General features: G+C 64.3%; 24 protein-coding genes and 3 tRNA genes. 20 read left to right on the forward strand and 7 right to left on the reverse strand.

Features of this window, described 5'->3' with window-relative positions:
- Nucleotides 1-185 precede the first annotated feature (185 nt).
- Together NM1_RS41385 and NM1_RS21935 are read left to right on the forward strand one after the other, a co-directional pair.
- On the forward strand, nucleotides 186-1,544 hold the full coding sequence (locus NM1_RS41385) for a Fic family protein (protein ID WP_084519894.1): 1,359 nt from the start codon (nucleotides 186-188) through the stop codon (nucleotides 1,542-1,544).
- A 293-nt stretch (nucleotides 1,545-1,837) separates the two neighbouring features.
- Nucleotides 1,838-2,095, forward strand: coding sequence for a hypothetical protein (locus NM1_RS21935; RefSeq protein WP_068022810.1), 258 nt, complete (start codon nucleotides 1,838-1,840; stop codon nucleotides 2,093-2,095).
- Nucleotides 2,096-2,360: 265 nt separating this feature from the next.
- Here the strand turns inward: NM1_RS21935 and NM1_RS21940 are convergent, their stop codons facing one another.
- From NM1_RS21940 to NM1_RS21950, 3 genes are all read right to left on the reverse strand, one after another.
- Nucleotides 2,361-2,987, reverse strand: coding sequence for a hypothetical protein (locus NM1_RS21940; protein WP_068022813.1), 627 nt, complete (start codon nucleotides 2,985-2,987; stop codon nucleotides 2,361-2,363).
- Nucleotides 2,988-3,429: 442 nt separating this feature from the next.
- A complete protein-coding gene (locus tag NM1_RS21945) occupies nucleotides 3,430-3,951 on the reverse strand; it encodes a GNAT family N-acetyltransferase (RefSeq protein WP_068022816.1) in 522 nt (173 codons plus the stop codon).
- Nucleotides 3,951-4,739 (reverse strand): GntR family transcriptional regulator, encoded by a 789-nt coding sequence (locus NM1_RS21950; protein ID WP_068022819.1) that lies wholly within the window; start codon nucleotides 4,737-4,739, stop codon nucleotides 3,951-3,953. The genes NM1_RS21945 and NM1_RS21950 overlap by 1 nt, the downstream gene beginning before the upstream one ends.
- 865 nt (nucleotides 4,740-5,604) lie before the next feature.
- Here NM1_RS21950 and NM1_RS21955 point away from each other — a divergent pair.
- Genes NM1_RS21955 through NM1_RS22000 form a run of 12 tightly spaced genes read left to right on the forward strand, consistent with a single transcriptional unit; the run spans nucleotide 5,605 to nucleotide 13,088 of the window.
- A complete protein-coding gene (locus tag NM1_RS21955) occupies nucleotides 5,605-6,078 on the forward strand; it encodes a hypothetical protein (protein ID WP_068022822.1) in 474 nt (157 codons plus the stop codon).
- A 26-nt stretch (nucleotides 6,079-6,104) separates the two neighbouring features.
- Nucleotides 6,105-6,374 (forward strand): hypothetical protein, encoded by a 270-nt coding sequence (locus NM1_RS21960; protein WP_147289046.1) that lies wholly within the window; start codon nucleotides 6,105-6,107, stop codon nucleotides 6,372-6,374.
- Nucleotides 6,374-7,012 (forward strand): DUF2637 domain-containing protein, encoded by a 639-nt coding sequence (locus tag NM1_RS21965; RefSeq protein ID WP_068022828.1) that lies wholly within the window; start codon nucleotides 6,374-6,376, stop codon nucleotides 7,010-7,012. Before NM1_RS21960 ends, NM1_RS21965 begins: the two co-directional genes overlap by 1 nt.
- A 39-nt stretch (nucleotides 7,013-7,051) precedes the next feature.
- The gene (locus tag NM1_RS21970) at nucleotides 7,052-7,306 is read left to right on the forward strand and encodes a hypothetical protein (RefSeq protein ID WP_068022831.1); all 255 of its coding nucleotides are present in this window, start codon (nucleotides 7,052-7,054) and stop codon (nucleotides 7,304-7,306) included.
- Nucleotides 7,303-8,628, forward strand: coding sequence for an FtsK/SpoIIIE domain-containing protein (locus tag NM1_RS21975; RefSeq protein WP_068022835.1), 1,326 nt, complete (start codon nucleotides 7,303-7,305; stop codon nucleotides 8,626-8,628). The genes NM1_RS21970 and NM1_RS21975 overlap by 4 nt, the downstream gene beginning before the upstream one ends.
- Nucleotides 8,625-8,942, forward strand: coding sequence for a hypothetical protein (locus NM1_RS21980; protein ID WP_068022838.1), 318 nt, complete (start codon nucleotides 8,625-8,627; stop codon nucleotides 8,940-8,942). The genes NM1_RS21975 and NM1_RS21980 overlap by 4 nt, the downstream gene beginning before the upstream one ends.
- Nucleotides 8,943-8,944: 2 nt before the next feature.
- Nucleotides 8,945-9,160, forward strand: coding sequence for a hypothetical protein (locus NM1_RS21985; RefSeq protein WP_068022842.1), 216 nt, complete (start codon nucleotides 8,945-8,947; stop codon nucleotides 9,158-9,160).
- Nucleotides 9,157-9,327 carry a hypothetical protein gene (locus tag NM1_RS42435; protein ID WP_157123979.1) on the forward strand — a complete coding sequence of 57 codons (171 nt, stop codon included), beginning with the start codon at nucleotides 9,157-9,159 and terminating at the stop codon, nucleotides 9,325-9,327. The genes NM1_RS21985 and NM1_RS42435 overlap by 4 nt, the downstream gene beginning before the upstream one ends.
- A gap of 56 nt (nucleotides 9,328-9,383) precedes the next feature.
- Entirely contained in the window at nucleotides 9,384-9,968 is a 585-nt protein-coding gene (locus NM1_RS21990) for a hypothetical protein (protein WP_147289048.1), read from the forward strand.
- Nucleotides 9,968-11,662 (forward strand): replication initiator, encoded by a 1,695-nt coding sequence (locus NM1_RS21995; protein ID WP_068022847.1) that lies wholly within the window; start codon nucleotides 9,968-9,970, stop codon nucleotides 11,660-11,662. Before NM1_RS21990 ends, NM1_RS21995 begins: the two co-directional genes overlap by 1 nt.
- 8 nt (nucleotides 11,663-11,670) lie before the next feature.
- Nucleotides 11,671-11,880 (forward strand): helix-turn-helix transcriptional regulator, encoded by a 210-nt coding sequence (locus NM1_RS41390; RefSeq protein ID WP_084519895.1) that lies wholly within the window; start codon nucleotides 11,671-11,673, stop codon nucleotides 11,878-11,880.
- Nucleotides 11,880-13,088: a tyrosine-type recombinase/integrase gene (locus NM1_RS22000; protein WP_068022849.1), complete on the forward strand. Its 1,209-nt coding sequence runs from the start codon at nucleotides 11,880-11,882 to the stop codon at nucleotides 13,086-13,088. The genes NM1_RS41390 and NM1_RS22000 overlap by 1 nt, the downstream gene beginning before the upstream one ends.
- A 32-nt stretch (nucleotides 13,089-13,120) precedes the next feature.
- Here NM1_RS22000 and NM1_RS22005 read toward each other — a convergent pair.
- Together NM1_RS22005 and NM1_RS22010 are read right to left on the reverse strand one after the other, a co-directional pair.
- Nucleotides 13,121-13,205: transfer RNA gene (locus NM1_RS22005), tRNA-Ser, on the reverse strand.
- A 70-nt stretch (nucleotides 13,206-13,275) separates the two neighbouring features.
- Nucleotides 13,276-14,028: a VOC family protein gene (locus tag NM1_RS22010; RefSeq protein WP_068022851.1), complete on the reverse strand. Its 753-nt coding sequence runs from the start codon at nucleotides 14,026-14,028 to the stop codon at nucleotides 13,276-13,278.
- Between the two features lie 170 nt (nucleotides 14,029-14,198).
- On the opposite strand from NM1_RS22010, the gene NM1_RS22015 reads away from it, so the two are divergent.
- Entirely contained in the window at nucleotides 14,199-15,266 is a 1,068-nt protein-coding gene (locus tag NM1_RS22015) for an alpha/beta hydrolase (RefSeq protein WP_068022853.1), read from the forward strand.
- A gap of 203 nt (nucleotides 15,267-15,469) precedes the next feature.
- On the opposite strand, the gene hisC is transcribed toward NM1_RS22015, so the two are convergent.
- Complete coding sequence (hisC, locus tag NM1_RS22020) at nucleotides 15,470-16,549, reverse strand: histidinol-phosphate transaminase (protein WP_068022855.1); 1,080 nt, start codon at nucleotides 16,547-16,549, stop codon at nucleotides 15,470-15,472.
- Between the two features lie 124 nt (nucleotides 16,550-16,673).
- Between hisC and NM1_RS22025 the strand changes: the two genes are divergently transcribed.
- The 3 genes from NM1_RS22025 (at nucleotide 16,674) to NM1_RS22035 (ending at nucleotide 17,703) form a co-directional block, all read left to right on the forward strand.
- Nucleotides 16,674-17,399, forward strand: coding sequence for a dienelactone hydrolase family protein (locus NM1_RS22025; protein WP_068022857.1), 726 nt, complete (start codon nucleotides 16,674-16,676; stop codon nucleotides 17,397-17,399).
- Nucleotides 17,400-17,503: 104 nt separating this feature from the next.
- Nucleotides 17,504-17,593 (forward strand) — tRNA-Ser (locus NM1_RS22030).
- A gap of 37 nt (nucleotides 17,594-17,630) precedes the next feature.
- Nucleotides 17,631-17,703, forward strand: a tRNA-Arg gene (locus NM1_RS22035).
- 241 nt (nucleotides 17,704-17,944) lie between these two features.
- Here the strand turns inward: NM1_RS22035 and NM1_RS22040 are convergent.
- Nucleotides 17,945-18,238 carry a hypothetical protein gene (locus NM1_RS22040; RefSeq protein ID WP_068022859.1) on the reverse strand — a complete coding sequence of 98 codons (294 nt, stop codon included), beginning with the start codon at nucleotides 18,236-18,238 and terminating at the stop codon, nucleotides 17,945-17,947.
- A gap of 584 nt (nucleotides 18,239-18,822) precedes the next feature.
- On the opposite strand from NM1_RS22040, the gene NM1_RS22045 reads away from it, so the two are divergent.
- Both NM1_RS22045 and NM1_RS22050 read left to right on the forward strand, forming a co-directional pair.
- Complete coding sequence (locus NM1_RS22045; protein WP_211339442.1) at nucleotides 18,823-20,067, forward strand: NsdA family TPR-like regulatory protein; 1,245 nt, start codon at nucleotides 18,823-18,825, stop codon at nucleotides 20,065-20,067.
- Nucleotides 20,064-20,543 (forward strand): hypothetical protein, encoded by a 480-nt coding sequence (locus NM1_RS22050; protein ID WP_084519897.1) that lies wholly within the window; start codon nucleotides 20,064-20,066, stop codon nucleotides 20,541-20,543. Before NM1_RS22045 ends, NM1_RS22050 begins: the two co-directional genes overlap by 4 nt.
- Nucleotides 20,544-20,798: the final 255 nt, after the last annotated feature.

A 20,798-nucleotide genomic window follows, 5' to 3' on the forward strand; every position in this document is an offset into this window, starting at 1 on the left:
GTCCCCTAGTGCAAGCACCAGGAGCCAGGCAGTGTTCTTGCCACGACCCAAGGCCGAGTCAGAACATTTCTGCAGGTCAACCAGTGTTTCCACGACCGACCAGCCAGCAGCGAGCCTGTCGGGGGAGCCAAAACCAAATTTTGTTAGGATTTGGGTATAGCATGGAGTCCTGACAGGGAGGGTCGATGCATCCTGCGCCGCCGCCTGAGCAACATCAACTACTGACGACGATCGAACGCGATCGTCTCAAAGAGATCTTAGTATCTAACCTCGGATCACCGGCTGATTCGTATTTGCCCTGGGATAAGTTGCGGTACAAGAAGCCGCCGGGGGATCTTACTTCAGAAGAGTGGTGGCTTGTTGTCAAGATGAGTCGGAGTGGTATGCAACGCTTCCTGCCGCTCATGACAATAGAAGGACGGCCGTTTACCTATGCTCTTCCGGATGAAGTGCTTAAGCTAACAGACGAAATAACCAAGAGGGCAAGTGGGCAGATTGCCGCACCCGAACAGGTCACTAACTCCGCTACAAAAACTCGCTATGTTGTTAGCTCCTTAATTGAGGAAGCGATCACGTCAAGTCAACTTGAAGGTGCGTCGACTAGCAGAATTGTCGCCAAAGAATTGATCAGATCCGGTCGTCCTCCACGTGACCGCAGTGAACAGATGATAGTAAACAATTATAATGCAATGGTGTTCGTCGCTGAGCATAAAGATGAGAACCTTACGCCGGCGCTAGTATGTGAACTCCATCGAATAGTAACAGCAGACACGCTAGACAACCCCGAATCGGCAGGTCAAATACAAAGCAATCCAGACCCAGATGACCGCGTTAAAGTTTTCGGTAGAGACAACGACGTACTGCATACACCTCCTCCGGTCGAACAACTCCCGTCTAGATTGCAGGCATTGTGTGACTTCGCGAATGCGACAAGCACGGGAGAAACGTATATACCACCCGTGGTCCGAGCGCTTGCGATCCACTTCATGACCGGGTATGACCACTATTTCGAGGATGGAAATGGGCGTACTGCGCGGGCGCTATTCTACTGGAGTATGCTAAAGGAGGGCTACTGGCTTACCGAGTATGTGACAATCTCCCGTAGGCTCAAAAAAGCCCCAGCGCAGTATGTACGCTCATTTATTTTGACCGAGCAGGACGACGGGGATCTCACGTACTTTATAATCTATCATCTTAATGTCATACGACGCGCTCTCGATGATTTGAATGAGTATCTGGCCCGAAAGGCCGGAGATTTACATGAAGCTCGCCGTCTGCTGTCAAGTAAGGGCGAGTTTAATCACAGGCAACTCGCATTGATCGAGTCGGCAATAAAGAATCCAGGAAATAGGTATTCTGTTCAGACTCACATGGTAAGTCATGGCATTTCCGACCAGACGGCAAGAAATGACTTGAGCGACCTGGAGAAGCGCGGACTACTGATTCGAAGAAAAGTCGGAAGAACCTTCAGCTGGTCTCCAGCTTCGAACCTTGAGAAGGTTCTGTCACGTCGACAATCTGGACATTCTCGTAGATCTGTGTGATTTCTCGGCCTCCTGCGCCGTCCTGGCGAAACACAACTGAATGTCACTTTGAGCTGGAGCATCTACGCTGTCTGTCCAGTTCTTCGGCATTCGGAGACCTTCACGGCCTGGAGAGCGCCGAATGTGCCGCCCTGGAGTGCTCAGCAGATCGCAGTGGGGGAACGGAATGAGTTCAGCAGTTGTCACCGTCGTCGGCTTCGCCTGGCCGTGCTGGAAGTGCAGCGAACACACACGGTGCGTCGTCGGTATATCCCGGCAAGGGCGAGCATGTCATTCGCCTTGGCGATGCAGCAATGACCGTGGCCCGGGATGTGCTGGAGCGCGCCGGCCATGTCGAGCTGGCCTCGCTGATCGTCCAGCACTACTTCCAGGACGGCGAGACGGTCGGGATTGCCTCTGATTGCGAGAAGTGCGGAGCCCTCCAGGGCAACTTCCATATGCATGGTGAGGCGCTGATGCGAGTCGTCGACGCCGATGGACTAGATGGCCTTGACGCACTGGCCACCGGGGGCCGCGACCGACGAAGGGTGGAACGCTCTCGTGGCAGATGAGGATCAGTCCGGCGTCATCCACTTCTGATCCTGCTTGCACAGGCCAGCTACCGAGAGTGGCCCTGCTGGGTGGTGGTCTGCGCATACAGAGGGCTGGCTTCCCCACCTGCCCATAGGGCCTGCCTTTCTCGCGTAGAGGCTCCGCGGTCAAGGGTGGCGTAGGCCATCAGCGGAGCTGACGCCATAGGCGCCCTTGAGGGTGGAGGGACGCGGGAACACAATGCAGGCCACCACCGAGTAGGGTCACGCGGCCGGAGGTCGCGGATTACTTAGGTTCGCGGTATCGGACTGGCACCAGGCCTATGCCTCCTGGTCTCGTTTCGCCAGTTGAAGAGGCAAAATGTAGGAACTCAAGCCTCACTTGAAGCTCCTTCAGGGCGTCCCGGATTGATTCACGGAGATCGATTTGCTTCATGGGAATCGACCGCTCGATCTCCTTAAAGCGCTTATTCAGTCCCTCGAACTCGGGCGCTTCCTGGTTCGCCTTCAAAGGTTCCGCCGCGCCGTCGATGAGTTGCTGTTCCTTCCCCAGCAGGTCCCATCGGATGTCTACCTGCCTGACCTTTTCGGTAAGGACATTGAGCGATGCCCGTTCCAGCTCATCGCTCAGCTTCTCCGAGAAGTTCGCCAAACGGTTTACAGCACCATCGACCTCGGGCGTCACCTCTGTCGGGAAGTCCCGACCCGATGCGATTCCCTCGAACGCTGTCTTGAGCTCGGTTCGAAGAGCTTCCAAATACCCAATCAGCTCGTCCCGGAGCTCCGCATTCCGTTTGCGTGGCAGTTCGTTACGAGTCCACTCCCGGTCCTGGTTGGCCTTGACCATGTTGTAGATGTTGAACCCGAAGCTCAGGATCGCTGTTCCCAGCGCTATCCACGCGACTGCCGTCACTGCGGCGGCTCCTCCACCCTGCTACGAATCTCACTGACTCCTTTGTACGTATAACCGATGAATGTACAGCGCCGACCTGGTTCACGGATCCAAGAAGGCGACCACGGCAGGTGGACCGGCTTGAGTGCAGGCGGGTTCGTGAGCGACTGCGGGAGGCAAGCCGGGTACGGCTCTCGTCGTGCCCACACTTCTCGGGTATCGAAATTCAGCCATCTCGGTTCAGGTAGTGACGGTGTGGCGCGTGGCCGACGCACCGGCGCGCCGGCGGGCGGAGCGCGCGGAGCCCAGCCGCTGCGGGCCGTAGTGCGGCGGCGGCGCGCCGCGCCGTCGCCCTTGATCCTGTATGGCTGAATTCGGCAGTACTCCGCGGCGTTCGTGAGGCATGGTGCGAAGCAGGAACGGCGGAACATTCGCAGCTGCGATCGCGGGGACGTCCCTGGGCTCAAGCCGGTCGACGACTGGGTGCGACGTATACAGCGGCGGGCTCAGCCTGGTCGCCACTGTGGGTGTGGGTGACTGTGCCGATGCGCTGACATCCCATCTTCTCGTACAGGCGGATTGCGTTGCGGTCCTTGAGCATTACGTCGAACGCTATCGCGAGGCCATGGGCTGTGGCGTATTTGTACGCGGTGGTCATGAGGAGGGTTCCGGCGCCGGAGCCGCGGTAGTCGGGGTGAACGAATAGGCGGACCAGGATGGCTAGCTCGGTGAGGCTGTGTCCTGTGGTCTGGTGCCAGAGGTTGGCGGCGTCGTCGTCTTCGCTGGCCTGGGTGAGTGCGATGTGGCCGATGGGCTGATCATCGATTAGGGCGGTCCAGGCCGCGAGTTCGTGGGGTGGGGTGAGCCAAGCGTGGGGGTCGGAGACTCCTTCGACTGGATAGCCGTCCTGGGCGTGTACGCGAACGAGCACCTTGGCGAGTTCGGCGAGGTCGGTGCTTTCACGCGGGCGGACGGCTGGGTTCATCAGTCGTCTACCCGCATCGTGTAGTCGAGGCCCATGTAGTCGGCTCTCATGGTGAACTCCGTGACTTCGAACGGGTGAAGGTCCTGGTCCAAGCCAGTATGCAGGACTACGAGGACCGGTACGCCGTCAGGCAGCATCAAACCGCGTGCTTCCTTGAGGGTCGCCATTCTGGCGGTGACTTCCTCACGGGTGTACGTGATGAGGTGCCCCTTGTCCTCGAACCGTGCGTACAGGTCGCCAGGTCCTAGGTCGTCGCTGTCTGCCAGTACCGAATCCTTGGCGATCTCCCAGGGGATGTACGTAACGCCGATCTGCATCGGTTCGGAGTCGGCGAAGTACCAGTTTTCTCGGCGTACGACGCTCTCGCTGTCAGGGTCGACGTGTAGACGCTCGGCGATGGGAGGCGGCGGGACCACTCGGCCGATTTCCGTGAGGAAGGCGTTCGGGGTGCGTTTCTGGGCTTGAACCTCGGCGTGGAACGGTGAAACGCCAGTCTCGTCTCGGAGCTTCTTGGAATAGCGGCTTTGGCCGAAGCGCATCAGCCGCGGCTTGCTCCGGACGAAAACGCCACGGCCGTGTTTCGCGGTTACCAGACCGGATTCGGCCAGCTGGCGAATGGCTTCTCTGGCTGTATTCCGTGCGACTTTATGTGAGGCCGCGAGTTCTCGTTCGGATGGGAGCTTGGCTCCGGGTTGTATTTCGCCGGATTCGATGGCGGCGCGGAGGGCGGCGGCGATTTGCCGACTCGCTGTATTGCTGCCTTGCGGTGTCCTTGGTGGTTGTGTCATGCCCCTACCTTACTACTGGTCCAAGCCAGTGTTGAGACTGGCTCAAGCCAGTGTTACTCTGGGGTGGCTTAAGCCACATGATGCGACTACGGCAGGAGTGACATGGCCAGATTCGACTGGTGGAGGGAGGCTGAGCCGGACGAGACATCGGCCCAAGCGATCGTGGACCGAGTACAGGCGGAGTGGCGCGCCGAGCGGGATCGTCGGCGCACTCCGGGCGTGCGGTACTGGCCGGACGGGTGGCCGCATGAGGCTCCCGAGCATCCGCTGGGTGTTGATGAAGCTCACAAGATCATGCAGCGCCATCGGGCATGCAGAACTGACGAGTGCCCGCGCAAGAATTCGGCTTGGCGGACCTTGATCGAAGCAGGGCACCTGAAGCCCGATCCTCGGCGTAGCTACTGAATTGCCTGAGTGATCAGCTAATGAGAGGCTGTGATCATTGGAAATTGATGAATGGAAAGAAATGTATACGCAATGGGCCATTGTGACGTTGGGGGGAAGTTGCGGTGAGCACGGTGGTCCTTGTCCCAATGGTGTGTGGGGGCCGTATGGAAGTTTGTTAGAAGCGCGTTCGGCGTCGCGGTTTGTGTCGGCGGGTCATAAATCGCACGTGGTGCCATACTGGGCACGTAGGGCTAAACCTGCTGGTTGATAACAACCTCTGAGAACTCACGGGTCTCCGCAGCTGTGCGGAGGCCCGTTTTCTGTTGCTCAGCTCCTTCTTCGCGCTCCCGGCGCATGCTCCCGGCGCCGCTCGGCGTGGCCACAAACCCACTGGCTCAAGCCAGTATTGCAACTGGCTCAAGCCACTGCTACTCTGGCTTAAGCCAGTAGAGATCAAGGTCACAAGGAGGCAAGAAACATGGCGATCAACAGGGGTTTCCGGTTCCCGATCGGGTTCAACCAGGCGTTCCCGAAGGGGCTGGTGTTGAACAGCGAGATCGTGCCGTTGACGAAGTACAACCCGGATCCGCGGTCGATCCCGGAGCAGGAGTTCGACATCGACAAGAAGACCGGTGAGGGTACGGGGAACCCGTTGTGGAAGGCGACGGTGACTGATCCGCACGAGGACAAGGCGAAGCGGAAGAGCTTCGAGGTCATCTTCATCGCGCCGGTGCAGCCGGTTCCGTCGACGGAGGAGATCGTTCCGGGTACGGGCTGGCGGATGGTCGAGCTGGAGGGGCTGACCGCGGAGCCGAAGGTGATGGGGCAGGGCGAGTTCAAGTACCTGGGTTATCAGTACCGGGCGACGGGGATCAAGGGTGACAACTCGGGGGCGAAGCAGCCTCCGAACAACGTCGGTGCGTCGCGTCCGCGTGACGACAAGGCCGCGTGATTGCCATGGGCTCTTACATCAGCTCGATGAGCACGGGCTTCGCCGGTGTCGAGGTGGAGTATTGGCCGGAGCGGCGTACCGACTGGGGCAGTGTGGTCGATCCGGGTGTGCTGGTCCGGCTCAAGACCGAGGCCGGTCACGCGACGATGGGCCTGTCGATCGAGGACGCGCGCGCTATCGCTGAGGCGCTCCCGCAAGTCCTGATGCTGCATGACGCCGCGGTGCGTCTGGCTGCCGATTGTGCAGTGGACGAGGCGGTTTCGGCTGCGGTCGATGGGGTGGGGAAGGCTGCGTGATGTTCACGCCTGAGCGGGGAATGCTGGCAGCGCGGGTGTTCGCGGTCGTGGTGATCGTGGGCGTCGGCGCTGCCGCGTTCCGCTTGTCCTTCGCTACGTTGCGGGATCTCGCCGTGCTGGCGCATATTCCGGCGTCGGATGCGTGGCTGTTTCCGGTGATCATCGACGGCACGATCGTGCAAGCGACTGCCGGCGCTTTGGTGCTGGCGAAATCGGCTGAGCGGTGGTTCTTCACCTGGGTTCTGGTGGTCGGGGCGCTGGTGTCGTTGGCGGGCAACAGCATTCACGCCGCGATGGCGGGTGAGCCGCTTCCGCCGTGGGCGTGCGCGCTCGTCGCTGCTATCGCCCCGATTTCGCTGCTGGTCGACACGCACGGGCTCGCGGTGTTGTTCCGGATCGCGCAACAGCGGCGTTCCACCCCGGCTCCCGATCCGGTCACAGAGCCGGTGAAAGAGCCTGCACCCGAACTGGTTCCGGCTCCTGCGCCTGCCCCGGAGTCTCGTCCGGTGGCCCACGTTCCTGCCGTGGTGCCGATGTCGCGGCCTCGCCCGGTGGCTCCGGTGCGGCCTATTCGTCCTCCGCGTCCGGTGCAGCAAGAGGCACAAGAAGCACTGTTCGCGTCTCCCGCTGGGGGTTGATCTTCGATGAAACCACTATCCGACGACACGAAGAGTGTCTTGATCACTGCCGGTGCCATGACCGTGGCCGGACTCGGTACCGCCGGGTTCCTGATGTTCGGCCCGCACCACGAGTCCCATGACGCTCCGGTGCGTCCGGCGGCGGTGTCCGCTCCGGTGGAAACGACTGTGCCGCAACCGGTTCCGGAGTGCCTGATGTTCTGCCACGAGCCTGCGGCTCCGCCCGTTGCCGCCGATGGCTGCCGTCTGTTCTGCGAGCTGGGCACCGGGTCGTTCGAGGAGGTCATGCGATGACCGTGGTCGACATGGTGCCCTACGCCGTCGCTGCGGCCGGTGCGGCTGGCCTGTTCACCCGGATGTGCCTGTGGCGTCGCCTGCCTGCGCACAACACGCCGCGACCGATCGCCGAAATCATGGCTGAGGCTCCGGAAGTGCTGCGCACGGCGGTCCTGCATATCGCCGTGACGGGCTACACGTGGCGGATGTTCGCCGACCTGCGTCTCGGGTCGGTCGACAAGGGTTTCCCGACTGTCGAGTGGTGGGACTACGACCGCCACGGCCTGACGGTGGATCTGCTCATGCTGGGCGGCCAGTCCCTCTCGGATTGGACGCAGGACAAGACTCTGGATGCGTTGGCCGCGTATCTGGGGGTGCCGCGGGTGACAGCCTCGTCGCCTGCTCCGGGCTGGGTCCGTCTTCAAGTGCGAGTGCATGACACTCTCGCGGCGTCGACAACGCGGTCGACCGCTGTCCCCAACGAGGTGGACTTGGAGGCGGTCCCGGTCGGGTTCCGCGAAGACGGCGACCTGTGGCTGCTGCGCATCCTCTACGCCCACATCCTGCTCGCCGGTGCCACCGGATCAGGCAAGGGCTCGGTGCTGTGGTCGATCCTCGCGGGTCTGGGTCCTGCCATCCGCGCCAAGCTGGTGGATGTCCGCATGGCCGATCCGAAGGGCGGCGCGGAGTTCGGGCGCGGGGAAGACAAGCTGTTCACCCGGTTCGCCACCACAGCGCCCACCATTCTCGCGCTGCTGGAAGAGGCAGTCAGGGAGATGGATGAGCGGCTGGTGCGGATGCGCCGTGCCGGTGTCCGCAAGCTCGTCCCGACCGCCGATGAGCCGCTGATCCTGATCATCATCGATGAGGCGGCGTCGCTGTCGTCGTATGCGGAACGCCCCGAACAGGAGAAGTTCCGGCAACTGACCGGGCTGTTGCTGTCCAAGGGCCGAGCGGCGGGGGTCTCGGTGGTCGCTGCGTTGCAGGACCCGTCAAAGGAGACCATGCCCAACCGGCAGTTGTTCCCGGTCCGGATCGGGCTGCGCTTGGACGAGCCGACCCAAACGACCATGGTGCACGGGCAGGGCTCACGGGCTCGGGGGGCACGCTGCGACGAGATCTCAGAACACACACCCGGTGTCGGCTACGTGGGTGAGGACGGCACGACAGAGTTCGTGCGGGTGCGCGCGTTCTGGATCAGTGACGACCAGGCCGACGACATCGTGGATACCTACTCTCCGGCACCGGAGATCGCCGGACCCACCGAGGACTACACGGGCTTCGATCCCGATGACTTGGGCGACGAGTCGGCCGGTGGCGACCTGGGGGAGGCGGCATGAATTCCGGGTTCGTCACGCAAGCGCATGTGGTGGTCCTCTGTGACGGTTGCGGGGACCGCTACAGCGAAACCGCCTACGACCAGCTGTGTTTCGCCTCGGCGAACGAGGCCATCGCCTACATCGCCCGTCGCGGTGCCGGGGTCGGGTGGGTCTACGACGGGGACAAGGTGCTCTGCGACGGCTGCGTCGCGTCGGCCCGTTGCGCCGAACACGGGCACCGGTTCCCTGAACCGCGGCGGCGGCTGCTGGCCGGTAAGAACCGCTCGGGCGTCTGCTCGGTGTGCGGCATCAACGACTCAGAGATCGAGGAGTAGCCATGTCTCGCAATGATATTCACGACTACCACGATGCAGCTCTGCGGATGGAAGAGGACGTGATCGACGCTGTGGTCGATATCCGTTCCCGGCGTCGCTGCCACTACGAACGCTCCGGCCTGGACCCGATCACCACCGCAGTACATCTGTGGGCGGAAACCGGAGAGATGCCGGGCTGGGATGCCGGTCTCGATGACGGCGGGGGCTGGGCGGCATGACCGGTGCGAGTAGGGGCCAGGCGCAGCGGCCGGTGAATCCGATTGTCGCGAAGGCCGCTGCCCAGGTACGCGAAGCGAAGGCCCGTCGCCGGAAGCTGCCCGATGTGCCGCAGTGGGACTGCGCCGGACAGCTGACCTTGTTCGTCGCGGAGGGGGAGAGCAGATGAACCGTGAACGAAACATATTGCATTGCAACCAGCCTCGCGACCCTTGCGATGTGATCGTGAGTGCGCTGCTCGAGCTGGTGTGGCAGGTCGTTCGCGTGGCGTTGGTCGCGGTGTGGTGGGCGGCGTTGTTCCCGGTGATCACGCTGCCGCTTGTGCTCGCGGTGGCGGTGGGTGCGGTGTGGGGCTGGGGTGAGGGTGTCGTGGTGGTCGGGGTGTTCATCGCGGGGATCATGCTCTGGCGTCGGCGGAGTCCGGAGATGTTCGAGCGGTGGGTCACCTCGCGGGCACGCGCCCGGTTCCTGGCCTGGTGGCGCTACCGCCGACTGTGGACCAAACGCCTGCACGCCTGTCACCTGACGGTCCGTGATGACGAGGCGACGCGGGTGCCGCGCCTGGTGGCGGTGGAGATCGGGGAAACGCTGGATCGGTTGCGGGTGCGGATGCTGCCCGGCCAGTGCCCCGACGACTACAACAACCGCGTCGAGCGGATCGCGCACACCTTCGGCGCCCACGCCTGCCGCGCCACCGTCGCCGGTCCCAGCGTCATGGAACTCGTTCTGCGCCAGTCGGATTCACTCACCGAAACCATCACCCTGCCCGATATCGACGGTCCCGACCGGACCGGGAGGGAGGCTGCTTGATGACCACCGAACCCACCACCGACAACGTTCCGGCTCGGCAGACTGCTGCGCAGCGGCGGGCCATGCCGAACCTGTTCGAGATCGCGCAAGCCACCGCCGAGAAGTTCGACGTGTGCCAACGCCCGATCCCGATGCGGGTGGAGGACCCACGCACGGGCACCGTCACCTACGAGGGCGCACCGTGCAAGTCCACCATCGAATCGGTGTGCCCGGCCTGCGCCAAAGCCCACCGCGCCCTGCGGATCGCGCAGTGCCGAGAGGGCTGGCACGCTGCCGCTGAGCCGGTGGACTACAAGACCGATCCCACCGAACGGCAAACAGAACTGCTCGCCGAACGGGCGGACCTGGCTGCGGACTACCGGACCGCGGTCGCCGACGGCAACGACGATATGGCCGCGACCCTGCGGGAGGCTGTGGCGGGTCTGGATGAGGAACTGCGGGAAACCGGTCTGCGTGGTCGTCTCCCGGCTCTGGACGCCGTGGGGAAGGATCGGCGTCGGCGGTCGACTCGTCGGCGTCAGGACGTGCCGGACCTGCCTCGCAAGAAGGTGGAGAAACGCAGCATCGGCAAGGTGTTCGACGGCAAGCACCAACCGTCGATGTTCGTCACGCTCACCATGCCGTCGTACGGCCGGATCAACTCCGATGGTGCGACCAGCGACACGGGGGAACCGTGCTCGGACGGCTCGGCGGTCAACCCGGCCGGTTATGACTACGCCGGGCAGGCGCGCGATATCGTGCACTTCTCCAAGCTGGTGGACCGGTGGATTCAGAACCTTCGGCGCGCGATCGGCTGGGACGCACAGTATTTCGCGACGGTGGAACCTCAGAAGCGCGGTGCTCCGCACCTGCACATCCTGATCCGAGGCGCGATCTCCCGCGGCATCCTCAAACAGGTCACCGCGGCGACGTATCACCAGGTGTGGTGGCCTCGGTTCGATCCGGCCAACCGCGTCTACGGCGGACAGCACCAACCGATCTGGGACCACAAGCGCGCGACCTTCGTCGATCCCGGTGACGGCCGGCCGTTGACCTATTGGGATGACGCGCTGGACATCCTGGATTCAGTCGACGACCTCGAGCCTGCGCACACGGTCCGGTTCGGCGTCCAGATGGACCGCAAGCACATCAAGGGCGTAGTCCCGGAGAAGGCGGGCAAGACCATCGGCTACGTCACCAAGTACCTGGTGAAGTCCATCAGCGAAATCGTGGAACCGCGCTCGGACCGCGCCGCGGACCACTACGCCCGGTTGCACCGCGAACTCCAGAACGTCCCCTGCTCGCCCCGCTGCCCGGTCTGGCTCGAATACGGCATCGTCCCGCGTGGAGCCACCGACAAGACCGTCCCGGGTCGCTGCAAGGGCAAAGCGCATCGCCGCGACACGCTCGGCCTGCCGGGTCGCCGTGTGTTGGTCTCGCGTCGCTGGTCTGGCAAGACTCTCCCGGACCACAAGGCCGACCGAGCCGAATTCGTTCGGCAACTCCTCGCCGACGTCGGCATCGTCAAGCCCGACACCTCGCACCTGAAGGTGACACCGGTCGAACCAGGCGACAAGGACCGGCCCCTTCGTGAGCACCTGATCATGGGCGCGATCTCCAAGCGGTCCCGCTGGCGCGCGGAATACCTCAAAGCCCGCATGGCGGCCAGTCCGTCAGGGGCGCAAGAAACTTCGGCAATCCATGAGGCGGCATAGGAGTCGACGTGAGTGACAACGAGATCTATCTACGGGCGAGACAGTTAGAGGAACGGACCGGGATACCCGAAGCCACCTGGCGATGGTGGGCGCACATCGGCTACGGCCCGGAAAGCTTTCTGATGGGTCCGCGGCGGCGAGTGTGGAAATGGTCGGTAGTGGCCGAATGGATCGCCGAGCAGGAACGGTGCACGGCCCGCGGCGGGAAGGCGGCGTGATGGCTGTTCGTCGCAACCCTCGCTCCGGGGTCGAAGATCGCTGGTACAAGACGGTCACCGTAGTCGATCCGGTCACGGGTGCGAAATCTCGGCAGCGGGTGAAGTCGGATCTGTACGGCAAGGGCAAGCGCTGGCGTGCTCGCTACGTCGACCCGAACGGCGTGGAACGGGCGCGAGCGTTCGCGACGAAGGTGGAGGCTCAGAAGTTCCTGGACGGCGACGTCACGACGAAAGTTGTCACGGGGACTTGGGTCGATCCGGACCGTAGCGGTGTGCTGTTCCGGGTGGTAGCCGAGAAGTGGTACACGACCAAGAAGCTCCGCAAGCCCAAGACAGTGGGCGGGTACAGGTCGCTGCTGGACACGCTCGTGCTGCCGCGGTGGGGTGAGGTGCCGCTACGGGAGATCGAGTTCGAAGACATTCAGGAGTGGATCGTCACTCTGTCGGAGTCGGGCAGCGTCCGGTTCGAGGGACGTGGCTTGTCGGCGTCGCGGGTGCTCCAGTGCTACCAGGTGTTTACCCAGGTCCTTCGGTTCGCGATCAAGTCCAAGCGACTCGCGACCAACCCGGCGGCGGATGTCGAGTTGCCCACGATGGTCTCCGGTGAGCGCTGCTACCTCACCCACCTCGAGGTGTTGAAGCTGGCGATGGCCGCCGGTCGCTTCCGGCCTCTCGTGTTGACGCTCGCCTACACCGGAATTCGGTTCGGCGAGGCGACAGCGTTAAGGACATCGGACGTGGACTTCACTAGGCGGCGTATTCGCATCGCGCGTTCGGCAACTTTTGTGCGGGGCCAAGGCACCGTGGAGTCCGATACGAAGAACCACACCACTCGCGAGGTACCGGTGCCGAGCGTGCTCGTTAAGGAACTCGGCAATCTGCTGGAGGGTCGTGAACCTTCGGCGCTCGTGTTTCCGAGTCGCAAGGGCGGATATCTGGAGTCGACCGAATTCCGGTGGGTGTTCGACCAGGCCGTGGAGGCGGCGGGATTGAAGGGCGTGGTTCCGCACGGACTCCGGCACACCGCGGCGTCCCTCGCGATCAGCGCTGGGGGAAACATCAAGGTCGTGCAGAAGATGTTGGGCCACAAGACGGCGACCCTGACCCTCGACCGTTACGGGCATCTGTTCCCGGACGACCTGGATGCCGTGGCCGAGGGTATGGACGCTGGCGCGCGGACTGCTGCGGACGAACTGCGGACTGCCTGAGCCCCATGATCGCCAAGAGCGTTGCTGACCTGCGGTGGGTGTGGGATTTGAACCCACGGTGGCGTGAACCACGACGGTTTTCAAGACCGTTCCCTTAGGCCGCTCGGGCAACCCACCTCGCTCCGGGAGGCCGGAGCCATCCCAGACTACTGGTGGGACCCGGTGCGTGCGCAATCGGTGGCGCGGGTCAGCGGGGCTCGGCGGGCGCGGTGCGGAACCGGAGGCCCGCGATGGTGGTGTCGCAGGGGTGAGGTCCCGTCAGGGTTGTCTCGACGATGCGGTCGGCCGGGCCGGGAATGAATTGCACCGCCGTGCCCGGTAGCGCAATCGTATTGTCGTGGGCGGGAATTCGCACCAGGTCGGCGAGCCAGGAAGCGGCGCGGCCGGGTTCCGGTGTCTCGATGAGGATGGCGGTGAGGTCGAAATCGCCGGGGTCGAAGGCGCCCGCGGGGACGTCGGCAAGGAACTGTTCGCGGGGCGGGTCATAGGTGATGAAGAACGGCGCCCACGACGGGCCGTCGAGGACGAAGACCTCGTGGAAACCGACGGTCCCTCCCATGTCTTCGCGGCTGACGGGGGCCTCCAGGACCTGGTGCCCCTCGGCGCGCAGCCGTTCGGCCGTTGCGGCTGCGTCCGAGACGTTGACCGCGAAGGTGAGCGCCCCGCCGCCGAGCTGTGCGGCAGTCTCGGCCGACTGCCGCAACGCGGTCCACGCGCGTGCGAAGCAGTGCGAGCGGAACTGGTGTTCGTCCACGACCGTGAGGATTTCGACGTACCGCTGGTCGAGTCGCCATCCGCCGTTGTGGAAACCGCCTGCGGCCTCACCCGCTTCCGCGGGCATACCGGCTGCGCTGTATTCCCGAACCGCGGCCACGACGTCGGGTACCCAGTGCAGCAGATGGTCGAACTCGGGTTGTTCCGTCGACTTCGGTGTTCCCAACGTGGCCGCCTGTTCTCATATGCGTAGTCGGATATACATGACTTAGGCTAGCCTAACTCAAAGTGGGACCGGGCAGGATACGCCGAACCCCTGTGGCCCGGGTCACTTTTCGCACGACTTGTGCATGACGAACTTCGACGTCTTCTCCCGCCTCTGGCAGGATATCGGCCATGGTTCGTCGCCGGGCTGGGCGTCGGCTGTCCGGCGCCGCCATTGTCTGTGCCGCACTGATCCTCGGTGCGGCCGGTTTCTCGGCGCCGGGTGCGGCCGAACCTCCCCCCAAACATCAGCCGCCGGCCGAATCCGGTTCTGCCGACGGGCCGCAGCCTCGGGCCGAACCTTCCCCGCCGAAGGTGCCCGAGATCGATCGCATCGAGCCGATCAACGACCGCCTGCTCCGAGTGTTCGTGAAGTCGCCGGCCATGGGCCGCACCGTGCAGGTGCAGATACTGCTCCCGGCCGACCGGAGCAAGCCGCGCCCCACCCTGTACATGCTCGACGGTCGCAGTGCCAGCAACGACTACAACAACTGGATCGAGCGCGGCGACGCCCTGCCGTTCTTCGCCGACAAGAACGTCAACGTGGTCTTCACCATCGGCGGCCCGGCCGGGTACTACACCGACTGGCAGCGCACCGATCCCGTGCTCGGCACCAACAAGTGGGAAACCTTCCTCGCCAAGGAGCTGCCGCCGCTGGTCGACGCCAAGTTCCAGGGCAACGGGCGCAACGCCGTCGAGGGCGTGTCGATGGGCGCGGAGGCGGCGATGATGCTGGTGATGCGCAATACGAAGCTCTATCGCGCGGTGGCCGCCCACAGTGGTTGCTACGCCATGGGTTCGGACCTCGGCCAGGCGCAGGCGCGCGCGGTGGTGCGCACCTACGGCGGCGACCCGGACAACATGTTCGGCAACCAGGACGACCCCGACTGGCTCGCCCACGACGTCATGGTGAACGCCGAAGGCCTGCGCGGCGAGGCGATCTACCTGTCGTCGGGCAGCGGAATGCCGGGCCCGCACGACATCCCCGGCAGCCCGGACTCGGCCACCTCGGTGACGTTCGGCGGCCCGCTGGAGGGTGCCGCCAACGCCTGCACGATGGCGCTGGCCGACAAGCTGTCCCGGATGCAGATCCCGGCGGAGGTGAACCTGCATCCGGTCGGCACACATTCGTGGCCGTACTGGAAGGACGAGCTGCCGCGGGCCTGGCCGACGATCGCGAAGGCCCTGGGGACCCGCTGATCCGGCCTGATCGTTCACTCGTCGGCGATCGGTGTGCAATATTGCCGGTTCGACTCGAAAAGTGGGCGAATAGGCCGGAATCCGCCTCGTGTCGGTCGCGGATGCTGGTCGCTCTCGTCGCGGTGCGCAGCAGCCCGCGCAGTGGAACGGCCTGTCGTCGAGCGCTTCTCGCTCGCCCGTCCCTCTGAGCCTGCACGGGCAGTTCAGCTCAGGAAGCGCGAGATTGTTCCCGGATCCGTGGCGAACTGCAGGAACAGGTCGTTCTCGTGCGGATCGCCCGCCGTCACGCGTACGCCGTCAGTCCCGTAGGGGCGCACCAGAACTCCCGCCTCCGCGCTCGCCTCGCCGAACTCCGCGCTGCGCTCGCCCAGCGGCAGCCACACGAAATTCGCCTCGCTCGGCGGCACCGTATACCCGGCGGCTTGCAGAGCGGTGCGCATCCGATCCCGTTCGGCGACAACGCCGTCGGTGCGTTCGAGCAGCTCGTGCCGGGCGTCCAGCGAGGCGATCGCGGCGGCCTGTGCGAGGCGATTGACGCTGAACGGGATGTGCACCTTCAGCAGCGCGGTGATCACCTCGGGGTCACCCACCGCGTAGCCGACGCGTAGCCCCGCCAGCCCGTACGCCTTCGAGAAGGTGCGCAGCACAAGCACATTCGGGCGGTCGCGGCGGATCTGCACCCCGTCCGGATGGTCGTTCGCGGGCAGCCGCAGGTACTCGTAATAGGCCTCGTCCAGCACCACGAGGATGTGATCGGGCACCATGTCGAGGAACCGCACCAGCTCTGCGCGGCCGTAGGCGGTACCGGTGGGGTTGTTCGGGTTGCAGAAGAAGATCAGCTTGGTGTTCTCGCCGACGGCCGCGGCCATCGCGTCGAGATCGTGGGCGTAACCGTCGGTCAGCGGCACCTGCACGGCCCGGGCGTTGCCGACCTGCGTGACGATCGGATACGCCTCGAACGACCGCCACGCGAACAGCACCTCGTCGGTCGGCGCCGCGCAGGTGATCTGCACCAGCTCCTGGCACAGCGCGACACTGCCGCAGCCGACCGCGACCTCGGCCACGTCCACCCCGTGGAACTCCGCGATGGCCGCGCGAAGTTCGCTGGCCATGTTGTCCGGATACCGGTTGGCGAGTTCCGCAGCCTCCGCGATGGCCTTGGCGACGGTCGGCAACGGGCCCAGGGTGCTCTCGTTGCTGGCCAGTTTCACCGCGCCGGGATGGCTGCGGCCGGGAGTGTAGGCGGGGATGGACTCGAGGTCCGGACGAATGCGAGCGGTCACCCCACCACACTAGAACCTGCCGGACGGACTCGGTCGCAGAGTCCGTCCGGCAGGAAAATTTCTGGATAGCAGTCCTCACGTGCGACTTCTTCAGAAGTTTATAAAGGCGAACTACCCTGGATTCATGTCGGGCATTTATCGAGATATTGCACCATTGCGCGACAGCGGTTCGGAGACGGAAGACGACCGAGGGCCCGTGGCGTCCGCCCGAGTGCCCATCACCGTGATCGAGCCGGAAGGGTACGCGCGCGGCGGCATCGTGGTACTGCACGAATCACGAGAGTTCGCCGACGCGTTGCTGGAGTTGATGGGCTCGCTGTCCAGCGAGGGGTGGATCGTGGTGGCGCCCAATCTTTTCCACCGCAACGGCGCCACCGACAAGGTGTTCGGAGACGACCTGTTCGCCGATTTCGACGCGTGCTTCGACTGGCTCACCGCGCGCGGAGTGTTCGGCGACTGCATCGGGGTGCTCGGCTTCGACTCCGCCGGGACCGCCGCCTTCCTGGTGGCGACGAGCCGGCCGATCGGGGCCGCGGTCAGTGTGGCGGCGCCCGGGATCGCCGAACCGCTCACCGACCGGGCGGATGCGCTGATCCGGGCCGCGCCGCGGCTGCAGGCGCCGTGGCTGGGCCTGTACGGCGACGACGATTTCGGCACCCCCGCGGCCCAGGTCGAGCACCTGCGCGACGCCGCCGCGTCCGCGGTGGTGGCCACTCTCCTCGTCAGCTACCCCGGCCTGCACCACCGCCCAGACCGTCCCGGCTTCGACTCCTCCGACTCCGAGGACGCGGAAACGCTGATGGCCGCCCAGACCAGAATCTTCGACTGGTTCGACAGCCACCTCCGCTGAACAGCCGCCTCCCTGACCAGCCGTTTTGCTTCCTGAGCGGTTGCTCTGTACTCTTGCCTCTCGGCGGTTCGAAAGGACCGGGCCCCTCATACGAGAAGGCTCCAGGAGGCGTGCCAGAGCGGCCGAATGGGACTCACTGCTAATGAGTTGTCCCTTCACGGGGACCGGAGGTTCAAATCCTCTCGCCTCCGCCAAGCCCGGTCCGCCGGGCACCTACAACTTGATAGACATGCGCCCGTAGCTCAACGGATAGAGCATCTGACTACGGATCAGAAGGTTGGGAGTTCGAGTCTCTCCGGGCGCGCAGTTGGGAAGAGGCCCCTCCGCTCAGTGCGGAGGGGCCTCTTGCCTTTCGCTGGGTGAGGCGCAGACGAAGGGGGCGGAACGGGCGCGGGTCCGCCATCATCTGCTCGGCGGCCCGCCGGACGGCCCATCCGGGAGCGCGGTCATACGCTCAAAGTATTCCGATTCCGTTGTCGCCGTGGGGTGTCCAGCTGCCGTGGTCCACAAAGTACTTCCACCGACCTGCGCGAAGCACAGGCGTGTCAATACGCGCGGCCCGAGTCCGGTCGAATTCGCCGGGCTTCCACGAGCGTCCGAAACGCCGCACGCTTGCGCGGGCAGTCCTCGCGGCGGCAGGTCCGGTGCTGCTGCATCGCGCGGTGCGCCTGCGTAACCGTGAACGGTCGGCCAGGCGCAGTGTGCGTGTACGTCACGAACTCGGAGGCCTGGGTTGGCTCACTGTCATCGCCCAGCTCGGTGCGCACCAGCACCCCGACCACGCCGCAGACGATCACCAACAGCGCCACGAACACGGCCCAGGCTGCCGAGGTACTCATGCCTGCCCCACTTGGCAGGGGAATGTCGTCCAGCGAGCGAAACTCGTACGCGGAGAGGCAGTTTCGACGTCGACTATGCACATCAGCGCGTGCAGCTGAATTACGCCCAAATGGCTGGGCGACGGTGTGATCACAGCATCGACATCGGCCGCCCGCACCTGGTCGATCAGCGGAAGCACGGAGGGACCGGGCCAGTACAGGACATAGCCCAGCCGCCGGGCGAGTCTCCGGATCTGTGCGTTGTCCCACGTCGGCCACAGGCCGCCAGCCGGGTCTACCCATGCGAACGCTGTCGGACGTGCCCTCATAACCCGTCTGCCTCCCACTACCGTCGTTGAAGAGCGCCCGCCGCCGGGGAACAGCTGCCACCGGCCGGGGTGGCGTCGCAAAAGGTTGGGTCGGCCGATGTACCGAAGAGTGCGGCATCGACCCAGCGGCGGGGCATGGCTCTAGGCTCGCCGCATCAGTGCTGGTGATCGACTGCATGCCCGGGGGAAAGCCGTGGGAAAGTTGTGGGAAGTGTCCGATCGGACCATGTGCGGAGATCTATTCTGGGGACAGGTCCAGCAGGGAGGCCGCACGCCGTGACGAAACGGAACGAGCTGCTTATCGAGGCTCGGTTGCGGGTGGAGTCGCCTGGGTCGCCTGGCCATTCGATGACACGCCACGAGCTGGCCGATGCCGTGAACGACCACGTTTTCCGGGCAACGAACAAGAGGGGCGCGGTTGATGAGCGGCACATCGGGAAGTGGGAGCGAGGCGAAACAACGTGGCCGAGAAAGGATTACCGGGCCGCGTTGCGAGCGGTCCTGAACGTAGCGACCGATGCCGAACTCGGGTTCGCCAAGCATCGGCAGTCAACGGGTGACGAAGACGTGAACCGAAAGCAATTCTTGAAGACCACGCTCGCCATGAGCGCGGCCATGCTCACCAATACGGCACCGAGCGAATCCGACCTGCTCGACACAATGGCCGGTCCGACCACCAATTACCGGCGCATGGAGTCGTCCGTGCCCTCTGACCGGCTGTCGCCGGCGGTGGAGGCACATCTCAGCTTGGTCTCCGGCATCGTGCACGACAAGATGCGCACCGCAACCGGGTACCGGACGCTGTCCGAAGTGGCCGGGCTAGCGGCATGGCTGGCAGCCGATCGGGGCGACGATGCAGCCGCGCGGCAGCGTTACGCCGACGCCATCACCTACGCCGAGCGCACGCACCATCCACTCCTGGTGTCCTACATGACCGCCAGCCTCGGTCACTACGCCGTCGAAACCGGCGACGGCCGCGCCGGACTCGCACTGCTGCGAACCGCCTCGGCGCAGATGGGTCAGGACGCACCGGACAGCGCAGGCGCATGGTTGTCATCCCTTCTGGCGGTCGCGTACGCGTCGATCGGCGATCGCAATGCGACTCTCGCCGCACTCGACCACGCCGAACGCATGGCCAACCGCCAACGCGGCGAATCGCAATGGCCGTGGGTCTTCGCATTCGACGGCGCGAAGGCTGCTCGCTACCAGGCGAGTGCGCTTGGACGCCTCGGTGACCACCGCGCTGCCCGTGCAGCTTTCGTGGCGGCTGGCCCGGCTCTGGGTGCTCAGAAGCCGCGCGCTCTTGCTCAGGTCGAGCACGCGCATGTGCTGGCCCGCAGTGGCGATGTCGAGGGAGGATGTGCGCTCGCCACTGATGCGCTCCGAGTCGGTCTCGAATTGCGTAGTGAGCGGATTACCAGGGCTGCCAGAACATTTCGGGCTGGTCTGCCAGCTCGAACTACCGAGGCAAGCTTGTTGGACGATGCTCTGGCGACTCTGTACAGGCGGGACCGACGATGACACGTATTGCGATCACCGGACACCGCGGACTGCCCTCGGAGACAACGGAACTGGTGGACAAAGCGATCCGAGCCGAGCTGGCGAAGCGCAGCGACGAAGAACTGGTCGGGTTGAGCTGCATCGCAGATGGCGCTGACACCTTGTTCGCTCGGGCCGTTCTCGACGCGGGAGGATCGCTCATCGTCGTAGTGCCCGCTCAGCAGTATCGGGACGGGCTGCCCACCGAACACCACGTTGTCTACGACGATTTGATCGCGCGAGCGCTCGACGTGATCGCGTTGAGCTACCGAGAATCCACGTCGGAGGCACACCAGGCGGCAAGCGAGCGCATGCTCGACAACGCTGATGAACTGTTCGCCGTATGGGACGGGAAACCGGCACGTGGATACGGTGGCACTGCCGATGTGGTGGCCGTCGCGCAACAGCGAGGAATGCCGATCACGGTCGTCTGGCCCGACGGTGCGCGGCGGGACTGACCGCAGGTCTTCGCAAGAGCGTTGAGCACCACTGCCATCGAGTCGTCCAGATATGGAACGGACTCGCGGAAGTAGTTCTCGGCGCCAGGCCGATCTCCGTTTCGGACACCTACCAGCCCATGTAAGTCCCGGACTGGACCAGCGCAGCCGTGCTCGAGGAGACCGTTTCGGATCGGCTCCCTATGCCCAGTGATGCCGCCTGGCTGGGTACGGCGTCCGGCCATCTCGTACGGGTGAGGCGTAGCACCGATACTC

It is taken from the genome of Nocardia mexicana NBRC 108244, from assembly GCF_001613165.1.
Classification (GTDB): domain Bacteria; phylum Actinomycetota; class Actinomycetes; order Mycobacteriales; family Mycobacteriaceae; genus Nocardia; species Nocardia mexicana.